Raw genomic sequence first — 21,652 nt, 5'->3', positions numbered from 1 at the left:
CCGCAAAAGGCAGTCGCGACTATCGCGCCCCCCGCCCCCTTTGCGCCAGCAGATGCCGCCGGAACTATCCGGCGGGAACGGGCGAAGCTTGCCTCGTTGCCGTCGTCGATGGGGATCTATTGACTATCAACAGCCTTCACCCAGAGAATCACTTCCGACAAATCTTGTGATGGACTTTTGCCGAAACGCGCCGTCGCGATTCTAAGTCGCGCCCACTAAACGCGGCCGCCGACAAGTGCAAACTGTGGATTATATGGAAAGCAGCAGGTCAACGGCCGGTTTTCGCAAGTCTTTTCATGGCCTTAGTGTTTCAGGGAGAAGGCCATGTTTTTAAACAGCTTTTAATTGTGGATGGGGAAAAACCCATTTGGTGCAGATGCTTATCGCATGCACCCGTTCCACAGGAGTTAATTTTCAACCCCTTGACGGAATCAGCGGTTTCAAACTTTACTTTCGTCACTGATCGCCAATCGGGCGAGCAGGGCGCGAAAAAGGCCGGGGGTGCAACCCCGGCCTCGTGTCGAATAAACCGAATGCCTCGATCGGCAAAGCGGCTCACCCCTTAACAATCCCAAGGATACTTGGGGAGGATGACCTGTCAAGCTGATCGAGGTTTCTTAACCAGTAGGAAACCCGAAAATGAAGCATACACACCACAGTCTCACCCTCGACGACGCCGTACAGGTATGGCTGCACAGCTGGAACGGCGAGTATCAGCATGAGATCGCCTTCCGCTTCGGCGTCAATCAGGGACGCGTCAACGAAGTGCTGAAGGGTAAGCGCCATCCTGGTAGCGAGCGGATCGCTCGGGAAAAGCGCGATCTTCACTAGGCCGGGTGATTTACCAAATCCCCTTGCTTAAACACCGCCCCGCCGAAACAAAAAAGTCTCGGCGGGATCGGCCCATGACCCTGTCGAGAAAGAGCCGTCACAGTGCTGTTGAAAATTCTCAGCTCACCGTTTGCACAGACAGCGATAATAACAATCGTGACCATTGTGTTGACGCAGTTCGCGCTGGCGAAAGGACGTTTGAGGTGGGCTAACAGGCATCAACATTCGTTCCTGCTTCCGAATGCAGGTCCGAATGGGACGCAGCTTTTGATTAATACACTGGAGATCTGGGTGATCAACACCGGCCGCGCCGCAGTCGAGGAGATCGAAATTGTATTCAATTGGGAGCCGCAGCATTTTGAAATTTGGAACCCGCGTGAATATTCGGAGGCTCATCTTCCCAATGGAAGGTTTTCGCTGAACGTGCCGACGCTTGCGGGCAAGGAGTTTTTCTCCGTGGCCCTTTTGTCAACTGGGCCCTTGCCAGAGATAATCAATGTTCGAAGCAAGAACAGTATCGCCAAACCATTTATGATGCTGCCGACGCGGCAGTTTCCCATGTGGTTCAATGTGATCGGTCTAGCGCTGCTGATCCTTGGCATGGCGACTGTAATCTACGGTCTGTTGGCCCTGGTGTCTTTGTTGGGGGCAGGGAGCCCGCTTCCACCGCCGCCGAAACCCTGAAAAGGAAGAACATTTCGGTCTTCTGTCATCTGGAAAGGCATGACGCAACGGACGCGGACACGTAAAGCAATATCCATAATCCTCGGCCTCACCCTGGTTGGGGCTGGCTTCTTCGGTTTCGGTTATATGCTGTTTCATGTCGTCGAACCCATTAGCATCAAGCTTTGGCTGATACCGATCACCATTTTCGCGGCCGGGGCAGCAATCCTCTGGGACGATTTCAAAAATCCCGAGTGAGACGATTGCTCTCCCCGTTCGACGCCTGAGCGGCCGCCGGCAAGCTGGTGAAAAAGGCGAATAGAGCAATTCCAGCAAAAGTGCGTGCCAGATCTTCTTCGCTTCTCGCCGAGGCGACATTCGTCGATCACGGCCAGTGAGAACCCGTGGCACGAAATCCACATGTCCTGGCAAACCATGGCGGTTGTCGGCTCTTTGCCGATTCGTGCAATTGCAGTGACGGCGCGTTCGCACATGAGGACATGCTCACGCGATCATCAATTGTATACCGCCACCGAAGTTCAGCCCCTCGTTGCTCACGCATCCTGAGGCGCGGTTTTGTGACGGATAGATGACGAGTTTATGACAAAATGCGTGTGATTTCAGCAACATAGCTGTGCCAGCCTGCTGTCACGATCGACAATGTCGTTGCAGTGCAACATCCCCTATGTAACTTCCGCGGCGAGGCAGGCACCGAGCCAAAAAGGTGCCGCTTCGGTCACACGGGGTGAAGACATGTAGGGACTGCCGATGGCAACGGTCTTCATCCTTCTGCATCTGAACTGGAGGTTATTCCATGAACATCAAGAGCCTTCTTCTCGGCTCCGCTGCTGCGCTTGCAGCAGTATCCGGCGCTCAGGCTGCTGACGCTATCGTTGCTGCCGAGCCGGAACCGGTTGAATATGTTCGCGTCTGCGACGCTTACGGCACCGGCTACTTCTATATCCCGGGCACCGAAACCTGCCTCAAGATCAACGGTTACATCCGTTTCCAGGTTGACGTTGCTCCGCACGCCAGCTCGATCGGCGCTGCCGGCGGTGGTTCTGTCCCCAACGACTCGGACTGGGATGCCCGCACGCGTGGCCAGGTCCAGTTCACGGCCAAGAGCGACACCGAATATGGTCCGCTGACCGGCGTTATCGTCATGCAGTTCAATGCTGACAACGCTACGGCCCAGAAGGCCCAGCTGGACTCCGCATACCTCGACATCGCCGGTTTCCGCGCCGGTCTGTTCTACAGCTGGTGGGACGATGGCCTCTCCGGCGAAACGGACGATATCGGTTCGCCGGTAACGCTGCATAACTCGATCCGTTATCAGTACGAAACCAGCGACTTCTATGCTGGCATCAGCGTCGACGAACTGGAAGACAGCCCGTTCTATCATGGCGAAACCGCTAACAACTTCGGCGTTGCAGTTGGTCTCGGCGGCAAGGCTGGTGCCTTCAGCTACCAGATCACTGCCGGTTACGACACCGACAACGAAGAAGGTGCCGTCCGCGCAATGGGTACGGTTGCTGTTGGTCCGGGCACGCTCGGCCTCGCAGTTGTCTACGCGACCAACCCGAACGCCTACTACAACAAGGCTGAATGGGCGGTCGCTGCTGAATACGCCATCAAGGCGACTGACAAGCTGAAGATTACCCCTGGTGTTCAGTACTACGGCGACTACGGCGTCACTGCCGGCGAGTTCAACGACGGCGATGCCTGGAAGGCCGGCGTGACGATCGACTACCAGATCGTCGAGAACCTCTCCACGAAGATTTCGATTCAGTACCTCGATCCGGAAGATGCTGACGACGTCACCTCGGGCTTCTTCCGCCTGCAGCGCGCGTTCTGATAAAGGGCTGCCGGCTGGAATAGGATGATTTTAGGCCGGGTCGGCCTAAAATCTGAATCCTGTTCTAATTATCCGGCAGCTACAAATTCCTGATCTGACTGACCTCCGATCGGGAACGAATGGGCCTGGACTTCCCTGCCTGGGCCCATTCCCCTTGACCAGAAGTGCGTCCACGACGGCACGCTCGATCAGTTCCTTGCCACTGTCGTGTCACATCGGTTCGTTGCCGATGTCCTGCAGCCTATGCCATTGCCGGATCTTGCAACCGGCAAGCTCAACCAACTTTTCACTCATCTGCCGCCGATCGCCGAGCCAGCCTGGTGGCCGGTGAAATTTTTGTGCTTCAGGAATAGCGGAGCCAAATTCGGACACAGAACCATGCCATGGCGGACCGAGGGTGAGGTTGTGATTCGCCTCGCCACGACATGGGGTTTGAGATCGAAATGAAGTTATCCGTGCTTGCCGCTGCCGCAATTTTTTCCATTGCCCTCGCCTTGCCGGCCTCTGCCGCGCCGGCCGCACCTGCCGAGACCTTTCCCGGTGCTCCCGGCGTCATTACGCTTTCCGGCAAATGCGCCAAGCTGGTCGTCGCCAAATTCGACGCCACCAAGGGCTGCAAGAACGAGCTTGCCAGCGTCACGCTGGCCAATGGCTTGGTGACCTTCATCTTCACTTCAGACGGCAAGGCGCTCGGCTTCCAGGGCGACGGCAGCGGCATCAAGCCCGCCTCCAACGGCAATGCCCGCCTGCCGCTCAGCCTCGTCACCACCGGTGTCGGCAACAAGATGACCGGAGAGGTCAAGGTCGCCGGCTTCTGCACCTTCGGCAATCCCTATGCCGGCCAGCCGATCGCGATCGAATGCACCGCCGAAAGCAAGGATTCTTCCTTCACTGGCAGCTTCCGCACCGGCGGCAAGCTGGTGAAGAAGGGTAAGTAGCCGCTCTCAGGCGCACCAGGCGCTGCCGACAGCCCCTGGCTTGCGTGCCAGTCCCTCATTGATCAGCTGCGCGCCGAAAGAGCGCCCGTCGCGCGAGACGACGCGCGGCGCGCCAGAGGGCTCGCTCTTGCCCGCGGCATTCATGGTGAAGGGCCCGGCGTTCAGAAGCGCCAGCAGCCGCGACTTGGCGGCGAAGGCCACCCGGCGCTCGCCGTCACAGCGCGCCTGATCGACTACGGGGCTTGCCATGTCGGCAATCACGATCTTCTCGCCCTTGTACCAGAAGACACCACCGTCGCCGACGCAATTGATATGCGCGCCCTGCCCGCAATAGCCGAAGGCGACCGCCCCGGTTTCCGAAACGGCAGGCAAGGCCGGGGACGGCACTGTCTTTATCGGTTGGATCATCGGCGTCGGGATCGCGGCTGGCGGCAGCGGCTGCGACTGAGGCACCGACGCTGCGGTTTTGGGCATGGGGGCGGCAAGCGCCACCTGCTTCGGCGGCACGTCCTTCCTGACGACGGGCCTCGGCTCCGCCGTTTCCGGCGTGATCGACGGCGATTGCCTTGCAAGCATCGGCTGGATGCTCTTCCAATGGTCGTGGGCGACGATGCCGCCGAACGCGGCAATGCCGATCACCGCCCAGGGCAGCAATCCGCCACCGCTGCTGCGCGCTTTGCTCTTTCCTCTGGCTGGCGCCTTGCGGCGGCCGCGTGTCGCTGTCTTGGCCATCTGTCCGATTCCCGTGAGGCCGGGATTATCGCTGCCCAATCCTTTCCGAAAGGTTGGCGCGGCGACAGGATGATGCATGGTTGGCCGATCTTCCCCTCCAATAACATGGAAGCGCCGAGGTGCATCGGTGGGGCCGGTGCGCCTGCTTAAACCCATGAGGGGAAAAGCTGGACAAATTCCACGCCCAGATTTTGGCCAGCGAAAAATTCCTCTGGGGAAAATCCATGGAACGTCTTCGGCGAGCTGATCGGCTTCGAGCGTGAGGCACGCGACTGCCCGGCATCATGCCGGGCGCTAACGTCGCTAACGCCAGCGTGACTGGTTGGTTATTCGGAGCGTGCGGCCGAAGGATCGTTTTTCCCAACCGATGCCGTGCCGGCAATGCACGAGAACGGCTTCTGGCGTTTGCCGATATTGACGCGCTCGTCCGCCGCCTCGCGGACAGCCTGCCATTCATTTTCGTGCCGGATGAAGATCTCGCGGGGCACAAAGTTGATCGTCATATGTTTCTCATCCTGTTTTAAATCTAGCGTCAGCGCGCCAAAGAGGCATCCGGAATAGCCGTTATTTCTTGGTCTCTGCATTGGCTTTCACGCCGGGGGCCTTAATGTCGGGTCCACCCTTGGAAAGATCGGCACCGCTAACATGGGCCGGCACGTGAATGTCGTGATAGACGCCGGGCGTCAGCGTCAGATCGACCTGATGCGGCGGCAGCACCTGCGCCTTCTGCATGCGGTTTGGCTTCGCCCGCTTCATGCGGTCGGACGCCTCCGTGCGTTTATCTGGAATATGGGTCGAAGTGTGCATCATCGGCCTCCTTTTTTAAGCTCAACAGTGCCTAACGGGTGGGCATCAGGATGGTTCCAAAAAAAATTACCCAATCCCGGTGTGGCGACCAGCCTTGACTGGCCGGGGAAGCTCATTACCTAGAGCCTATCCCGCAGCCTTCCAGACATCGGCTGACGGGGGAACTTTGGTGCCGGGCCCCTCTGGCGAGAGTTTTTACGGCGCTCTCGTGATGTCGGTACCGCCTGCAGCTTAGCCGGCGGATTTTTCATCAATGAACAGACTCACCATGCCTGACCCGCATGCCCGTTGTGGCATGTCGCGTTTTTCCAATATTTCAGCCCGCTTCGATGCAATTTGCGGCCGCGAGGTGCGGCCATGAACCAGTCCGTGACCCATAAATCTTCGCTCAGCTATTTCCGCTGGGCTTTCATCGTTACTGCCCTCGGCCTCGTTCTCGGCGCCATGCTCGGCTGGCAGACGACCGGCACGATCGGCGGCATGGCGACCGTCTTCTTCATCTGCACAGTGCTTGCAGTGCTGGAGATATCGCTCTCCTTCGACAATGCCATCGTCAACGCCAACAAGCTGAAGGAGATGACGCCGGTCTGGCAGAAGCGCTTCCTCACCTGGGGCATCATCATAGCCGTCTTCGGCATGCGCATCGTCTTCCCGCTGGCAATCGTCGCGATCGCGGCCCAGATCGGTCCCTGGGATGCTCTGGTGCTTGCCGCACGCGAGCCGGCCGAATATGCCCGCATCATGAACGACGCACATCTGCCGATCGCAGCCTTCGGCGGCACCTTCCTGATGATGGTCGGCCTCAACTACTTCTTCAATCACGAGAAGCAGGTGCACTGGATCGGCGGTCTTGAAAAGATGATGGCGCGTTCGGCCACCATCAAGGGCATCGAGATCGCCTTCGTGCTGGCGCTGATGCTGGTTTTTTCCTGGCTGATCGGTGGCGAGGAAGCCACTGTCTTCGTCCATTGCGCCATCTATGGCCTGCTCACCTTCCTCGCGGTCGAGGTGGTCGGCGGGCTGCTCGATGCCTCGCAGCAGACGATGAGTGCTGCCGCCAAGGGCGGCCTCGGCGCCTTCATCTATCTGGAGGTGCTGGATGCCAGCTTCTCCTTCGACGGCGTCATCGGCGCCTTTGCGCTGACGCAGAACCTCTTCGTCATCGCAATCGGCCTCGGCATCGGCGCCATGTATGTGCGCTCGATGACGATCATGCTGGTGGAGAAGGGAACGCTTGCCGAATATCGCTATCTCGAACATGGCGCCTTCTACGCCATCCTGATCCTCTCGGTGATCATGTATGCGCAGACCCTGGTACACATCCCCGAGGTTATCACCGGGCTCGGCGGCGCGGCCTTGATCGGCCTGTCCCTTTGGTCGTCCATCCGCCACAACAGGCGCGAAAAGGTGGAGGATCACGACACCCAGCGGAAAGAGCTTCAAGCCTGACGTCGGGTGTCACAGGGCGTCGCGCTGTTGCACCCGGTGGGATAAAAATGAAGCCCGCGACCATCCGGTTGCGGGCTAATTCATTCATGCATGACTTCAAGGTCTTAGCGGGTGACGTGCTCGAAGGAGGTCGGGTCGATGCCGAGTTTCGTGAGGTCGTTGGGGCGCGGGCGGCGACCTGCTTCGACAGCAGCGCTGACGGCGTTTGCAGCGCCAAGGACGGCGAATGCACGGCCAAAGAAGCCAGTACGGACTGAATTGCGGAGTGCGGACATTGTCCTTTTCCTCTTGCTCGTTGATTGCCTACTCGCAGATGGCATCGCGCATACACATCAACAATGCTCGGAAAATCACCGCAGCCATGCAAAAACAGGAGGCCGGCGCATGTCTCCATGGCCGGCCTCAAGGCGGGGGTGGGTGGTCTTTTTCTTGCTCTAACACTTTGAAATCTGCGCCTCGCGCTTTCCGAAAATCGATTCCGATTTTCGGGCCGATGCGCTAGTCTTCGTTTGCCGCCAGTTGCGAGAGCACCTGTCCCCTGCCGCGCAGCCGCAGGATCAACGGGATGAGGAAGGCGGCGGCTGCAACAATGAGCAGGCCCGCCGCGATCGGCGACATCACCAGCGTCGTGACGTCGCCCTGACTGATCGCCAGCGCCCGGCGCAGCTGCTGCTCGGCAAGCGGGCCGAGGATCAGGCCGACGACGGCTGGCGCGATTGGATAGCCGAAGAGCCGCATCACATAACCGAGCAGACCGAAGGCGAGCAGCATGCCGAGCTCGAACACCGACGGATTGGCGCCGATCGTCCCGAGCGTCGCAAACAGCAGGATGCCCGCATAGAGCCATGGCTTCGGAATGGTCAGCAGCTTTACCCAGAGCCCGATCATCGGCAGGTTCAACACCAAGAGCATCGCATTGGCGATGAGCAGGCTGGCGATCAGCCCCCAGACGAGCTGCGGATTGGTGGCAAACAGCAGCGGTCCCGGCTGCAAGCCGTATTGCTGAAAGCCGGCAAGCATGATCGCCGCCGTTGCCGTCGTCGGCAGGCCGAGCGTCAGAAGCGGCACTAACGTGCCGGCGGCCGATGCGTTGTTTGCGGCCTCGGGGCCGGCCACACCTTCGATCGCGCCATGGCCGAACTCTTCCGGGTTTTTCGCCAGCCGCTTTTCGGTCGCATAGGAGAGGAAAGTGCCGATTTCGGCGCCGCCCGCCGGCATCGCGCCGATCGGGAAACCGATCAGCGTGCCGCGTAGCCAGGGCTTCCACGAACGCGCCCAGTCCTCAGCGGTCATCCAGAGCGAACCCTTGACCGCCTCGACCTTCTCCGCGATCCGGTCGCCCTGCGCGGCGATATAAAGCGTCTCGCCGATCGCAAACATCGCCACAGCAAGCGTCGTCACCTCGACACCATCGAGCAGGTCGGGGATGCCGAAGGAAAGCCTGGCCTGCCCTGTCTGCTGGTCGATGCCGACCATGGCGAGCGCGAAACCGATGAACAGCGAGGTCAGGCCCCGCAAGGCGGAGTCGCCGAACGCCGAGGAGACGGTGACGAAGGCAAGCACCATCAGCGCGAAATATTCGCGCGGCCCGAAGACCAGCGCCAGCTTGACGATGTAAGGCGCGATGAAGGCGAGCCCGAGCGTGGCGATCAGCCCGGCGACGAAGGAGCCGATTGCCGCTGTCGCCAGCGCCGGTCCGCCGCGCCCGGCGCGCGCCATCTTGTTACCCTCGAGCGCGGTGACGATCGAGGCGCTTTCGCCCGGCGTATTGAGCAGGATCGAGGTCGTCGAGCCGCCATACATGCCGCCGTAATAGATGCCAGCGAACATGATCAGCGAGCCGCCGGGATCGAGCTTGTAGGTGACGGGCAGCAGCAGCGCCACGGTAAGTGCCGGGCCGATGCCGGGAAGCACGCCGACGGCGGTGCCGAGCGTCACGCCGACCAGCGCATAAACCAGGTTCATCGGCTGCATCGCAACCAGGATACCCTGCCATAGGAATTCGAATGTGTTCATCTTGGTGTCCCAAGCGGCGTTCCCGACCATCCGATTTCGGGGTCAGGCGCCGCGCAAAATCAAAACAGCTGACAGCGCGTCGGCGCGGTCAGAAGAACAGATGTTCGAGCGGGCCGGCCGGCAGCGTCAGTTGCAGCAGCTGCGAGAAGATCGCCCAGACGACGAAGCTGATGACGATGCCAAGCGGCAGCGAGATCCAGAGCTTACGCTTGCCGAAGCCGCGTGCCGTCAGCGCGAAGAGAATGCCGGTCGCGATCGAGAAACCGGCGACGCGCAAAAGCAGCATCTGGCCGGCAAGACCGGCGACGATCCAGATGACGGGTGCGACTTCCTGCCGGTCACGTTCGGGAAAATCGCCGCGCCAGGCTTCGAAGGCGGTCCAGATCCCGAGACAGAAGAGGCCGAACGCCACCACTTGAGGCACTGTCGCAGGACCGATGCGGTCGTACTGCGCGATCGTTTTCAGATGCAAGGCATCCCAGGCCATCACGCCGGCGACGACGAAGAGGAAAACGGCAATGATGAACGCCGCCCAATCAGGGCGGCGTATTGTTGCCGAGGAGGTGTTATCCTCGCTCATTGAACAAGTCCGATGTCTTTGAGTATGCTTTCAGTGGCCGAGACATCCTTCTCGAGCTGCGCCTTGAAGGCATCGCCGGACAGATAGGTGTCGGCCCAGCCCTTGGTCTTCAGGGTTTCCTGCCAGGTGGCGGAGGTATGCAGCTTCTCGAAATCGGCGGTGATGGCTGCGACCTGCTCTGCCGTGAGGCCTGCGGCAGCGGCGACCATTCGCCAGTTCTGGATGGTGACGTCGGTGCCGGCTTCCTTCAGTGTTGGGGCATCGACGCCGTCGATGCGCTTATCGCTGGAGACTGCGAGAAGACGAAGCGTGCCTGACTTCACCTGCGATTCGAACTCGCTATAGCTCGAGACGCCGGCCGTGACCTGGCCGCCGAGAATGGCGGCGAGCGCTTCACCGCCGCCGGAGAAGGCGACATAGTTGATCTTGGTCGGATCGACGCCGGAAGCCTTGGCGATCAGGCCGACGGTGATATGGTCGGTGCCGCCGGCCGAACCGCCACCCCAGGAAACCGAACCCGGATCCTTCTTCAGCGCCGCAACGAGATCAGCCATGGTCTTGATCTCGGATGCAGCAGGAACGACGACGGCCTCATATTCGCCGGTCAGACGGGCGATCGGCGTGACATCCTTGAGCGTCACCGGCGACTTGTTGGTGAGGATCGCGCCGACCATGACATAGCCGCCGACGATCAGCGAGTTCGGGTTGCCGGCAGCCTGGCTGCTGAACTGCGCAAGGCCGATGGTGCCGCCGGCGCCGGGGACGTTCTGGACCTGCACGTTGCCGGAGATCTTCTCCTGCTGCAGCGCGGTCTGCAGCGAACGGGCCGTCTGGTCCCAGCCGCCGCCTGGCGCGGCCGGCGCGATGATGGTGTAGTCGGCCGCATAGGCCGGCAGCGCGATGGTCGCTGCAAAAAGGGTTGCGATGAACGTATGCTTCACGATGTGTCCTCCGTCGGCGGCTGAGCAGACCGCCTGTTATTCTCAGGGAATCGGGAGGAATGGCCGGCCAGCGGACGCAAGAGTCCTGAATGACGAGCGGAATACCTCCCAAGGCTTCAGCTCTCCGCCTCCACGGAGAAGAAGTAGCCAAAGCGACCATAACAACCTGTCATCTAGCTGACATCGGCGAGATATCCAGAAGCAGCGGACACTTTTTTGCCGTAATTGGCAGGTGCCGGTCCAAATCCCGCCTTCACTGCATCCGCAGAACCTCGTTCCAGTGCGCGATCAGCCGCGCCCGCTTCACCTGGTCGAGATAGAGCATCAACCCGGGGCTGACAGGCACCGGCCGCAGTTGGGCACCGAGCAGTTCTTGCAGCGTATTGGCGGTATTTTCCCCTGCCACCTCGGGGCTCACGGCCGGGATCTGCAGCTCGCGCGCCATGATCGTCTGCCCTTCCTCGACATGAAGAAGGTCAGGTAACGCCGCCCGAGCTCCGGCTCGGCGGCGGCCTGCGGCACCAGGCCGATCCGCGACATCACCACCGTATAATCTTTCGGCAGCACGATGCCGACATCGGGATAGCGCGAGGCCCAGTCGGCAGCATAGGAGCCGAGAATATTGTAGCCGAGCACGAAGCGCCCGTCGGCAACACGTTCGAGGATCGCCGAACTCGTCGAATAAAGCTTGACGCCGGCAGCCCCCATCGCCCCGATCACCGACCAGATGTCGCCGAACTGCTCCTGGTCGCGCGCCATGAAAAGAAAGCCGACGCCGGAGCGCTCGATATCGTAGGTACCGATCCGCCCATGGACGTCGTTGCCCTTGCGCTTCAGATAATCGACGAATTCAGCCCGAGAGCTCGGCACCGGCTCATGCGCGAAGCTCGGCTTGTGATAGACGAACACCGCCGGCTCGAAGGTGAGCGCATAGGCGGTGTTACGCCAGTTCGCCCATTTCGGCCATGGCGCACTCATCGGCAGGTTGCTGACCTGCGCATAGCCGTCGTTGGAAAGCTTCACCTGCAGGTCCATCGCCGAGGAAAAGGCGAAGTCCGCCGTCTTCTTGCCGGCATCCGTCTCCCGGACGATCCGGTCGTAGATGTCGCCCGTCAGCATGTCCTCGTATTTGACCGCGACGTCGGGATTGGCCGCCTGAAAACCCCGGATCATCGGCCGCGCCAACGGTTCGTCGAGCGAGGAATAAACCGTCAGCACCGGCGCATCGGCATTGCCCGATTTTGCCGGATAGAAGGCCTGATCCGCCAGGGCAAAACCCGGCCAGAACGCCAGCAGCAAGATGAAAACTCTCCTCATGCAGCAACAATGCCTGAGCGCGCCGGGAGGAGCAAGGCCGCGGCCGAGGCGGCACGCGGTGCGTGACGGGATCACAGTTCCCGCTCGAAGAAGAGCAGGATCTGCTGGAGCTCCGGCGGAACCGGATAATAAGCATCCCGCTCCCGGAAGCCGAGGCGGCGATAGAGCCCCTGCGCTGCCGTCTGAAAAATGCCGGTATCAAGCCGCATCGAGTGATAGCCGTCAGCTCTCGCCTGGGCGATCGATGCCTCGCAGAGCGCGACGGCAACACCACGACCGCGAGCGGCGGCCGAGACGAAAAGCCTTTTCATCTCGGCAATGTCAGGCGCCTGCGCGTGATGCATGACGCAGCCGACAGGCTCTCCATCGATCCGCGCCAGGAAGATCGCGCCCTTCGGCCTTGCGTGAATCTGCGGCAGGTCGACGAGCAGCGCCTCGAATTTTTGCGGGTTGTAATAGAGATCGATCACTGGCCGATGCTGGGGGTAATTGTCATAGAGCCATTGCCGGAATGATCGGCAGAGGCCCCGTACGGCGATCATCTCCGTCTCGCTGTCAGCGAGTTCGATCGTTAGTCCCGCCATCTGTCAAACCTCCCGATCCCTCGCCGCTTCTATCATGAACATTCTGCGCAGTGGAGATCGAAGGCCGGAACTAGGCGAGGATCCACTCCATCAACGCATTCTGCGCGTGCAGCAGAAAGGCCTTGGCGGCGCGACTTTGGCAAAGCGGATGCTCCATCGCCCCAGCCGTCACCTCCTGGCCGCGCGTAACCGGCGGGCACGGCAGGAAGATTGCATCCTCTCGCAAACGATCGAGCACGACGGTCCCAATCCGGTAGCCGGCGAGCGCCTCCCCCGCAACGTCACTCGGCCATGAATCGGTGATGACGACCTCGGCATCCGATAGCTCGCCCATGTCGGTGCTCGCGCGGAAGCGCCCATTGAGCCACGCGCTGTCTCGGACGTGCCAGCGTTCGGGATAGACTTGGACCACCTCGATCGGCAGCGCAATCGACGCTTCGACCCAGGAGCGGAAGATATTGGCGTCCGCCGCCACGCCGGCGACCTTCAACCCATCGATCGAGCCGCGCCGGCTCTTGATATAGGCAAGGTCGCCGAGCGTCTCGCAGGGGTGGTTGGAGCGTGTGCGCGCATTGATGACAGGCACCGGCGAGGCTGCAGCCACCGCCTTCAATGTCGCAAATTCCTTCGTGCGGATCACCACCATGTCGAACCAGTTGCCAAGATAACCCGAGAGATCGCCGGTGTCCTCCCTGGCATTGAAGCCGATCGGCACGTGCACGCAGATACCGCCCATCGCCTGGATGCCGAGATCGAAGGCGGTCGTATTGCGCCAGCCGCCATCATCGACAATCAGCGCGACGCGTTTGCCCGCAAGGCTCTGCGGCATCGTGCGCTCGTCCCAGGCTTTGGCAAGCTCACCGGCGCGACCCATGATCGACCGAAGCCCAGCCTCCGGAATATCACGAAACTCCAGAAAATTCCGGACCGGACCTGTCATTCCTACCCTCGTTGCGCTTGAAACCGTCGCCACAATAACCAGCCCCCACCTCACGGCAACAGTTGAGGCAAGCGCAAATCACCATTTCATCCGGTTTTTGATTCCCTCCCGATTCGTCTTTCAGGCTATGCCTCCAGCTCCGGTTCAAGCCTTAAATCGCTCGGCGATTGGTTTTATGATGCCGATTCAGAAACTGTCGACCAAAGCAGAACATTCCGTTTTTCTCCGATGTGAATTGTCCTTTCATCATAAAGGATTAGGGATCGGTTCCATCCTTCACCCTTTTAGAGTATTGATGAAGATCAACGGGGTTTATACGGTCCGCTGCCGCGTAAAGACGTCGAAACCGCCCGAATTTCTTTTTCGGGGGACGACTCTATGCGACAAAAACTCTATAAATAGCTAGGTTAATCTGGGAAGATCCATGGAGGGGTCATGGAACGACGACTGAGCGCTATTCTCGCTGCGGATGTCGTCGGCTACAGCCGACTGATGGGCATCGATGAATCCGGCACCCTGCAGGCGCTGAACCGCCATCGCTGCGAGCTGGTCGACATTCGCATTTCCGATTACAAGGGCCGGATCGTCAAACTCACCGGCGATGGCATCCTTGCCGAATTCCAGAGCGTGGTGAATGCGGTCGCCTGTGCCGCCGAAATCCAGCGCAGCATGGCGGCCCGCAACGAGAACGTGCCCAAGGACGAACGCGTTGAATTCCGCATCGGCATCAATCTCGGCGACGTCGTTGTCGAGAACGGCGACATATTCGGAGATGGGGTCAATCTCGCCGCCAGGCTCGAGCGCATCGCAACGCCGGGCGGCATCGCCGTGTCGGCCTCGGTGCGCGATCAGGTCGGCTCGCGCCTCAATCTCGGCTTCGAATTCATCGGCGAACATATGCTGAAGAACATCCGGCAGCCCGTTCAGGTCTATACCGTCAGCTTGGCACCGCCTTCCTCCGCCAGATTGGTCGCGCAGAACCGCAACACCTGCTTCATCGCGGTGCTTCCCTTCACCAATATGAGCGGTGATGCCGACCAGGATTATTTCTCCGACGGCATCACCGAAGACATCATCACCGATCTCTCCAAGATCTCCAGCCTGCACGTCGTGCCGCGCAATACCATCTTCACCTACAAGGGCATATCGGTGAAGGTGAAGCGGCTGGCTCAGGAGCTTGGCGTGCGCTACGTGCTCGAGGGAAGTGTGCGCATCGTCGGCAATCGGGTGCGCATTTCCGGTCAGTTGATCGACACCGCCAATGGCGACCATCTCTGGGCCGAGCGTTACGACCGCGACATGACCGACATCTTCGCCATCCAGGACGAGATCACCCATGCGATCGTCGGCCAGCTGAAGGTGCGCCTGCTGCCGGAAGAGAAGAAGGCGATCGCCAATGAGCCAACCGCCAATGTCGAGGCCTATACCTACTATCTCAGGGGCCGCCAGCTCTCCCACACCTGGACCAAATCTTATCTGCAGCTCGCAAGGCGCATGTTCTGCAAGGCGGTCGAGCTCGATCCGGATTATGCGCGCGCCTATGCCGGCATCGCCGATTGCGACGCGGCGATCCGCGATTGGGCGCCTGATGACGTGCCGCTGAGGCGGATCCTCGACATGAGCGCCCGCGCCCTGGAGCTCGATCCTGACCTTCCCGAAGCCCACGCCTCCCATGGTCTCGCCCTGCACCAGAGCGGCTACGACGACAGGGCGGCGGCGGCCTTCGAGCGTGCCCTGGCGCTCGACCCGAATCTCTTCGAGGCGAATTTCCACTATGCCCGGTTCTTCTTCATGCGCGGCAACTTCGCCGAATCCGTGCAATATTTCACCCGCGCCGCCGCAATCCGCCCGGATGATTACGTCTCGCCGATCCATCTGATGTCCGCCTACCGCTCGCTCGGCCGGGTGCTGGATACGGAAAACTGGGCGCGCCTCGGCCTGCTCCGCGCCGAACGCGCCCTCAACCTCAATCCGGAAAATTCCGGCCCGGCCCATCGCGGCGCGCTGGCGCTTGCCCATCTCGGCGATGCGGCAAGGGCACGCGACTGGGCGGCTCGTGCGATCGCCATCGATCCCGACGACATCGTCGCGCAGTACAATCTCGCCTGCGTCTACTCCGTCCTCGGCGACCTCGACCAAGCGATTGATCTGCTGCAGAAGCTGCTGCCGAACAGCTCCGTCTACCATATCAAATGGTTCGATAATGATTCCGACCTCGACAACATCCGCGACGATCCCCGCTTCCAGAAACTCCTCGCCGCCGCGATGACGCAGCGCGAGCGGATCGAAAGAACCGGGAGCTGAGGTCGAGCCTTTCCCGGCCGTTCACTGGCGCATCGGCCAGAAAATCGCAATCGATTTTCGGAAAGCACGTTGCGTAGATTCAAAGTGTTACAGCGCCCTTTGCGCGGCTGAAAGGCGCGCGGCGCTGTAAGCTTCAAAATCGCTGTGACATCCCTCCTTCACCTCTGTAATCTCCTTTGAAAAACAGGGGAAACATCCGTGCGCATCCTGCTCACCGAAGACAATATCGCGCTGGCCGATGGCCTGTCGGCGATCTTGCGCGGCACGGGCCATGCTGTCGATGTCGTCCATGACGGCGCGTCTGCCGATGCGGTCATCGCCGCGGAAAGTTTCGATCTGGTGATCCTCGACCTCAACCTGCCCGAGATGGACGGGCTCGACGTGCTGCGCGCCATGCGCGCCCGGCAGAACCAGGCGGCCGTTCTCATCCTGACCGCGCGCGGCACGCCGGAAGAACGGGTGAAGGGCCTCGATCTCGGCGCCGACGACTATCTGATCAAGCCCTTCGACATCGCCGAATTCGAAGCCCGCGTGCGCGTATTGCTGCGCCGCCAGGCCGGGCTGCGCTCGGCGACCGTCAGCTTCGGCGGCATCTCCTTCGATCTCAATTCCCGCACCTTTTCATCGGGCGCCACGCCCCTCGATATTCCCGCCCGCGAGCTCGGCCTGCTCGAAATCCTCTTCATGCGGGCCGGCAAGGTCGTCGCCAAGGAGGCGATCATTCAATCGCTGACGGCCTTCGACGACGACATTTCCGCAAACGCCATCGAGCAATATGTCAGCCGCCTACGAAAGCGCCTGTCGCCGCACGGACTGACCGTGAAGACTGCGCGCGGGATCGGCTATTATCTCGACAAGCTGCCCGAGGCCTCATGAAAGCCGCCTATTCCCTCAGACGCCGGCTGCTCTTCTGGCTGCTGGTCTCGACAGCCGTCATCGGCACGCTGGCACTCGCCGATACCTACCGCGAGGCGGTCCAGACTTCCAATATCGTCTCCGACCGCGTCCTCGCCGGTTCCGCGTTGGCAATCGCCGAGCGCGTCGTCGTCGCCGAGGATGGCACGCTGCAGGTCGATATCCCCTATGTCGCACTCGAGATGCTGACCTCGGCCGCGCAGGATCGCGTCTTCTACCGCGTCGACGGCCCGCCGGGCCGATTCATCACCGGCTACCAGTCCTTGCCGGTCCTGAAGAAGACGCCGGGCGATGCCGCCTCCTTCGCCGACAACACCTTCCGCGGCGAACCGATCCGCGTCGCCACACTTGAACGTTCGGCATCGACAGGAATCCGCTCCGTGCCCTTCGTCGTGACGGTGGCTGAAACCGCCATCGCCCGCCGGCAGTTGGCGCGGGCAATCCTTGTCCGCTCCGCACTCCGCCTCGCCTTCATGATCGCGGGCGCGGCCGTCATCGTCTGGATCTCGGTCACGGTGGCGCTCCGCCCGCTCTACAAGCTCGGCGACGCCATCGGCGAACGCAGCCCCGATGATCTGCATCCGATCAAGCAGACCGTGCCAAGCGAGGTCGAGCCGCTGGTCGATACGGTGAATTCCTTCATGGTCCGCCTGCAATCGGCGCTCGATGCGCTCCGCCATTTCACCGGCAATGCCAGCCATCAGCTGCGCACGCCGCTGGCGATCATCCGCACTCAGCTTGCCCTTTCCGCCCGCGCCGGCTCGCTCGATGAGGCCCAGGCGGCAGCACTGAAGGGCGACCAGGCGGTCGCACATGCCGAACGCATCCTCGCCCAGCTTCTCCTGATGGCCAAGATCGACGCCGCCACCGCCAAGGAGGCACTAACCGCCTCCGCCATCGATCTCGCCGCCATTGCCCAGGAGATCACCGGCGAACAGATCCCGACGGCCGCCGTCGCCGGCATCGATCTCGGCTTCGAGGGCGAGAGCCCGGCGATGGTCCGCGCCGAACCGCTGCTGATCGGCGAAATGCTGCGCAACCTTGCCGGCAATGCCATCGCCTATGCCGGCAAGGGAGCTGAGGTCACCGTCCGGATCATCGCCGCCTCGGAGACAATCCGCCTCGAAGTCGAGGACAATGGCCCCGGCATTCCGCGCGAGAAGCTGGAAGCAGTGCGCCGGCGTTTTTCGCGCGGCAATGATTCCGGTGCGCCCGGTGCCGGCCTCGGCCTGCCGATCGTCGAAGAAATCGCCAATCTTTTCAATGCCGCGCTGACGCTGGAGCCGGGCACCGGCGGCAAGGGCCTGAAGGCGGCTGTCACCTTTGCCAAGGCGGCATAAAAGCTGCCTGCCTTTCCGCCTTGCTTTCTTTCGCTGCATTGCACACACTGATTTTCGGGAACAGCAAGCCGCACGACGATGCGAGCCGGATAAAAAGAGAAATATGTCGATCAAAGCCAGCATCTATCATCTGACGCATTACACCTATGACAAGCCGGTCCGCCTCGGCCCACAGATCATCCGGCTGAAACCTGCCTCGCATTCGAAGACACGGGTGCTCAGCCACTCGCTGAAGGTCACGCCCGCCAACCATTTCGTCAATCTGCAGCAGGACCCTTACGGCAACTACCTTGCCCGCTATGTCTTTCCGGACCCTGTGACCGAATTCAAGATCGAGGTCGATCTCGTCGCCGACATGACGGTCTACAATCCTTTCGACTTCTTCGTCGAGGAAGAGGCGACCAAGTGGCCCTTCGGATACCCTGAAACGATCCAGGAGGATCTGTCGATCTACATGACGCCGGAGCCGGCCGGTCCGCGCCTGAAGGCGCTGCTGCCGACGCTCGACTGGTCGCCCGACCAGCCGACGGTCGATATGATCGTCGGCCTGAATGCCCGCTTGCAGCGGCAGATCGGCTATGTCATCCGCATGGAAACCGGCGTGCAGACGCCGGAAGAAACGCTGGAAAGCGCCAAGGGCTCCTGCCGCGACACCAGCTGGCTGCTCGTCCAGATCCTTCGCCATCTCGGCCTCGCCGCCCGCTTCGTCTCCGGCTACCTCATCCAGCTGACGCCGGACCTGAAGGCGCTTGACGGCCCCTCCGGCACCGAAGTCGATTTCACCGACTTGCATGCCTGGGCGGAGGTCTATCTGCCCGGCGCCGGCTGGGTTGGCCTCGATCCGACGTCCGGCCTGCTGACCGGCGAAAGCCACATCCCGCTTGCCGCCACGCCGCATTATCGCAACGCCGCTCCGATCTCCGGCGGTTATTTTGGCGAGGCCGAAACCGAATTCGCCTTCGACATGAAGGTCTCGCGCGTCGCCGAGCACCCGCGCATCACCAAGCCCTTTTCCGATGAAAGCTGGGAGGAGCTCAACGAACTCGGCGAGAAGGTCGACAGCGTCCTCGAAGCCGAGGACGTGCATCTGACGATGGGCGGCGAGCCGACCTTCGTTTCGATCGACGACTTCCAGTCCGAGGAGTGGAACACCGCCGCGGTCGGCCCGACCAAGCGCGAAAAGGCCGACATCCTGATCCGCAAGCTGCATGAACGCTTCGCCCCCGGCGGTTTCCTGCATTATGGCCAGGGCAAATGGTATCCGGGCGAAAGCCTGCCGCGCTGGACCTTCTCGCTTTACTGGCGCCGCGACGGCAAGCCGGTCTGGCAGAACCTCGATCTGGTCGCCGCCGAAGGCAAGGATACCGGCGTCAAAGCCGAGGATGCCGAAAAGCTCCTGACGGCGATCGCAAAGGAACTGGCGATCAAGCCCGACATGGTGCAGCCGGCCTATGAGGATCCGGCCGACTGGATCATCAAGGAAGGCAGCCTTCCCGAAAATGTCGATCCGTCGAATTCGAAGCTGAAGGATCCCGAGGAGCGCAGCCGTATCGCTCGCGTCTTCGCCCGCGGCCTCACGACCCCGACCGGTTACGTCCTTCCGGTTCAGGCATGGAACGCCAAGGCAGCCGAAACACGGGTCTGGGTCAGCGAGAAATGGCGCACCCGCCGCGGCAAGATCTTCCTCGTCCCGGGCGACAGTCCGATCGGATACCGCCTGCCGCTCGGCACGCTGCCCTATGTCCCCCCGGCGCGTTACCCCTATATCCACCCCGCCGATCCGACGATCCCGCGGGGACCGCTGCCTGACGTCTTCGTACCGGCCGGTCGGGCCATGCCGGAAGCCTCCTTCCATGCCGACGAGAGCAATCGCGGCCGGATCGAACAGACGCTCGGCGAGCTTCGCGGCGCCGTACGCACCGCCATGTCGGTCGAGCCGCGCGACGGCAGGCTCTGCATCTTCATGCCGCCGGTGGAGCGCATCGAGGATTATCTCGAGCTGATCGCCGCCGCCGAAAACGCCGCCGCCGAGCTCAAGCTTCCCGTCCATATCGAAGGCTATCCGCCGCCGCAGGACGAGCGCATCAACGTCATCCGCGTCGCCCCGGATCCCGGCGTCATCGAGGTCAACATCCATCCGGCCTCCAACTGGAAGGACTGCGTCGACATCACCACGGCGATCTACGAGGAGGCGCGCGCGACCCGGCTCGGCGCCGACAAGTTCATGATCGATGGTCGCCATACCGGCACCGGCGGCGGCAACCATGTCGTCGTCGGCAGCGCCAATCCGAACAACAGCCCCTTCCTGCGCCGTCCCGATCTCTTAAAGAGCGTCGTCCTCCACTGGCAGCGTCACCCCGCGCTCTCCTATCTCTTCTCCGGCATGTTCATCGGCCCGACCAGCCAGGCGCCGCGTATCGACGAGGCTCGTCACGACAGCCTCTACGAGCTGGAGATCGCCATGGCGCAGATCGGAGCCCCCGGCCGTGGCCAGCAACCGCTGCCCTGGCTCGTCGACCGCCTGTTCCGCAATCTTCTGACCGACGTCACCGGCAACACCCACCGCGCCGAGATCTGCATCGACAAGCTGTTCTCGCCCGACGGCCCGACAGGACGGCTTGGCCTCATCGAGTTCCGCGGTTTCGAGATGCCGCCGAACGCGCGCATGTCGCTTGCCCAGCAATTGCTGGTGCGCGCGCTGATCGCCCGTTTCTGGGTCAATCCGGTCGACGGCAAGTTCGTCCGCTGGGGCACGACCCTGCACGATCGTTTCATGCTGCCGCATTTCGTCTGGGCCGACTTCCTCGACGTGCTCGCCGATCTTCGCGAAAACGGCTTCGACGTCAGCCCGGAATGGTTCAAGGCCCAGCTCGAATTTCGCTTCCCCTTCTGCGGCGAGGTCGAATACGAGGGCTCGAAGCTGGAACTGCGCCAGGCGCTGGAGCCCTGGCATGTCATGGGCGAGGAAGGCGCGCCGGGCGGCACCGCCCGCTACGTCGACAGCTCCGTCGAACGCCTGCAGGTGCGGCTCGAAACCAACAACGCCTCGCGTTATACCGTCACCTGCAATGGCCGCACCCTGCCGCTGACGCCGACCGGCACATCGGGCGTGTCGGTCGCCGGCGTCCGCTACAAGGCGTGGCAGCCGGCCTCGGGCCTGCATCCCGTCCTGCCGATCAACACACCTTTGACTTTTGACATTTATGATACATGGTCGAAACGTTCGATCGGCGGCTGCATCTATCATGTTGCCCATCCGGGCGGCCGGACCTATGACACCTTCCCGGTCAACGGTAACGAGGCGGAAGCAAGACGGCTCACCCGGTTCGAACCGTGGGGGCATACGGCGGGCGGATACATTCCGCGCGTCGAGACGGGTTCGCCGGAATTTCCGCTGACGCTGGATCTGAGGCGGCCCGCCGGGGTTTGAGGCCGAGGGT

Annotated in this window: 19 protein-coding genes and 1 pseudogene; 10 read left to right on the top strand and 10 right to left on the bottom strand. The window is 61.5% G+C overall.

All coding sequences use genetic code 11. The annotated features are described in order from the left end of the window. The first annotated feature begins 639 nt into the window (after positions 1-639). The 5 genes from ACS4RR_RS05960 (at position 640) to ACS4RR_RS05940 (ending at position 4,287) form a co-directional block, all read left to right on the top strand. Positions 640-831, top strand: a complete 192-nt coding sequence (locus ACS4RR_RS05960) for a hypothetical protein (RefSeq protein ID WP_170277093.1) — start codon at positions 640-642, stop codon at positions 829-831. 102 nt (positions 832-933) lie between these two features. After that, positions 934-1,515: a hypothetical protein gene (locus ACS4RR_RS05955; RefSeq protein WP_456189812.1), complete on the top strand. Its 582-nt coding sequence runs from the start codon at positions 934-936 to the stop codon at positions 1,513-1,515. Between the two features lie 39 nt (positions 1,516-1,554). Beyond that, positions 1,555-1,752: a hypothetical protein gene (locus tag ACS4RR_RS05950; RefSeq protein ID WP_003552742.1), complete on the top strand. Its 198-nt coding sequence runs from the start codon at positions 1,555-1,557 to the stop codon at positions 1,750-1,752. A 556-nt stretch (positions 1,753-2,308) separates the two neighbouring features. Further along, a complete protein-coding gene (locus ACS4RR_RS05945; RefSeq protein ID WP_260109429.1) occupies positions 2,309-3,349 on the top strand; it encodes a porin in 1,041 nt (346 codons plus the stop codon). A gap of 425 nt (positions 3,350-3,774) precedes the next feature. After that, positions 3,775-4,287, top strand: a complete 513-nt coding sequence (locus tag ACS4RR_RS05940; protein ID WP_170259822.1) for a hypothetical protein — start codon at positions 3,775-3,777, stop codon at positions 4,285-4,287. Between the two features lie 6 nt (positions 4,288-4,293). Here the strand turns inward: ACS4RR_RS05940 and ACS4RR_RS05935 are convergent, their stop codons facing one another. From ACS4RR_RS05935 to ACS4RR_RS05925, 3 genes are all read right to left on the bottom strand, one after another. Next, positions 4,294-5,019 (bottom strand): hypothetical protein, encoded by a 726-nt coding sequence (locus ACS4RR_RS05935; protein ID WP_170259823.1) that lies wholly within the window; start codon positions 5,017-5,019, stop codon positions 4,294-4,296. 326 nt (positions 5,020-5,345) lie between these two features. Further along, a complete protein-coding gene (locus tag ACS4RR_RS05930; RefSeq protein WP_168724777.1) occupies positions 5,346-5,522 on the bottom strand; it encodes a hypothetical protein in 177 nt (58 codons plus the stop codon). Positions 5,523-5,583: 61 nt separating this feature from the next. Beyond that, on the bottom strand, positions 5,584-5,829 hold the full coding sequence (locus ACS4RR_RS05925) for a hypothetical protein (RefSeq protein WP_162116967.1): 246 nt from the start codon (positions 5,827-5,829) through the stop codon (positions 5,584-5,586). Positions 5,830-6,183: 354 nt separating this feature from the next. Between ACS4RR_RS05925 and ACS4RR_RS05920 the strand changes: the two genes are divergently transcribed. Next, positions 6,184-7,275: a DUF475 domain-containing protein gene (locus ACS4RR_RS05920; protein ID WP_260109430.1), complete on the top strand. Its 1,092-nt coding sequence runs from the start codon at positions 6,184-6,186 to the stop codon at positions 7,273-7,275. Positions 7,276-7,379: 104 nt separating this feature from the next. On the opposite strand, the gene ACS4RR_RS05915 is transcribed toward ACS4RR_RS05920, so the two are convergent. The 7 genes and pseudogenes from ACS4RR_RS05915 to ACS4RR_RS05885 all read right to left on the bottom strand — a co-directional run bounded on the left by ACS4RR_RS05915 (position 7,380) and on the right by ACS4RR_RS05885 (position 13,653). Further along, entirely contained in the window at positions 7,380-7,550 is a 171-nt protein-coding gene (locus ACS4RR_RS05915) for a hypothetical protein (RefSeq protein WP_017967876.1), read from the bottom strand. 223 nt (positions 7,551-7,773) lie between these two features. Beyond that, the gene (locus tag ACS4RR_RS05910) at positions 7,774-9,291 is read right to left on the bottom strand and encodes a tripartite tricarboxylate transporter permease (protein ID WP_003552756.1); all 1,518 of its coding nucleotides are present in this window, start codon (positions 9,289-9,291) and stop codon (positions 7,774-7,776) included. Positions 9,292-9,379: 88 nt separating this feature from the next. Next, a complete protein-coding gene (locus tag ACS4RR_RS05905) occupies positions 9,380-9,871 on the bottom strand; it encodes a tripartite tricarboxylate transporter TctB family protein (RefSeq protein WP_017967878.1) in 492 nt (163 codons plus the stop codon). Continuing rightward, complete coding sequence (locus tag ACS4RR_RS05900; RefSeq protein WP_003552759.1) at positions 9,868-10,812, bottom strand: Bug family tripartite tricarboxylate transporter substrate binding protein; 945 nt, start codon at positions 10,810-10,812, stop codon at positions 9,868-9,870. The genes ACS4RR_RS05905 and ACS4RR_RS05900 overlap by 4 nt, the downstream gene beginning before the upstream one ends. Positions 10,813-11,065: 253 nt before the next feature. After that, positions 11,066-12,111, bottom strand: a pseudogene (locus ACS4RR_RS05895) (ABC transporter substrate-binding protein). 89 nt (positions 12,112-12,200) lie between these two features. Next, a complete protein-coding gene (locus ACS4RR_RS05890) occupies positions 12,201-12,713 on the bottom strand; it encodes a GNAT family N-acetyltransferase (RefSeq protein WP_003552765.1) in 513 nt (170 codons plus the stop codon). A gap of 70 nt (positions 12,714-12,783) precedes the next feature. Beyond that, positions 12,784-13,653 (bottom strand): ornithine carbamoyltransferase, encoded by an 870-nt coding sequence (locus ACS4RR_RS05885; protein WP_003552767.1) that lies wholly within the window; start codon positions 13,651-13,653, stop codon positions 12,784-12,786. Positions 13,654-14,088: 435 nt separating this feature from the next. Between ACS4RR_RS05885 and ACS4RR_RS05880 the strand changes: the two genes are divergently transcribed. The 4 genes from ACS4RR_RS05880 (at position 14,089) to ACS4RR_RS05865 (ending at position 21,642) form a co-directional block, all read left to right on the top strand. Continuing rightward, a complete protein-coding gene (locus tag ACS4RR_RS05880; protein WP_003552769.1) occupies positions 14,089-15,957 on the top strand; it encodes a TPR end-of-group domain-containing protein in 1,869 nt (622 codons plus the stop codon). Between the two features lie 198 nt (positions 15,958-16,155). After that, positions 16,156-16,833: a response regulator gene (locus ACS4RR_RS05875; protein ID WP_003552771.1), complete on the top strand. Its 678-nt coding sequence runs from the start codon at positions 16,156-16,158 to the stop codon at positions 16,831-16,833. Next, entirely contained in the window at positions 16,830-18,212 is a 1,383-nt protein-coding gene (locus tag ACS4RR_RS05870) for a sensor histidine kinase (protein ID WP_162116958.1), read from the top strand. The genes ACS4RR_RS05875 and ACS4RR_RS05870 overlap by 4 nt, the downstream gene beginning before the upstream one ends. Positions 18,213-18,315: 103 nt before the next feature. After that, positions 18,316-21,642 carry a transglutaminase family protein gene (locus tag ACS4RR_RS05865; RefSeq protein WP_456189811.1) on the top strand — a complete coding sequence of 1,109 codons (3,327 nt, stop codon included), beginning with the start codon at positions 18,316-18,318 and terminating at the stop codon, positions 21,640-21,642. The last annotated feature ends 10 nt before the right edge of the window (positions 21,643-21,652 follow it).

It is taken from the genome of Rhizobium zaerense (assembly GCF_051810725.1).
Lineage (GTDB): Bacteria > Pseudomonadota > Alphaproteobacteria > Rhizobiales > Rhizobiaceae > Rhizobium > Rhizobium leguminosarum_I.
This window is presented reverse-complemented; position numbering and strand designations above follow the sequence as displayed.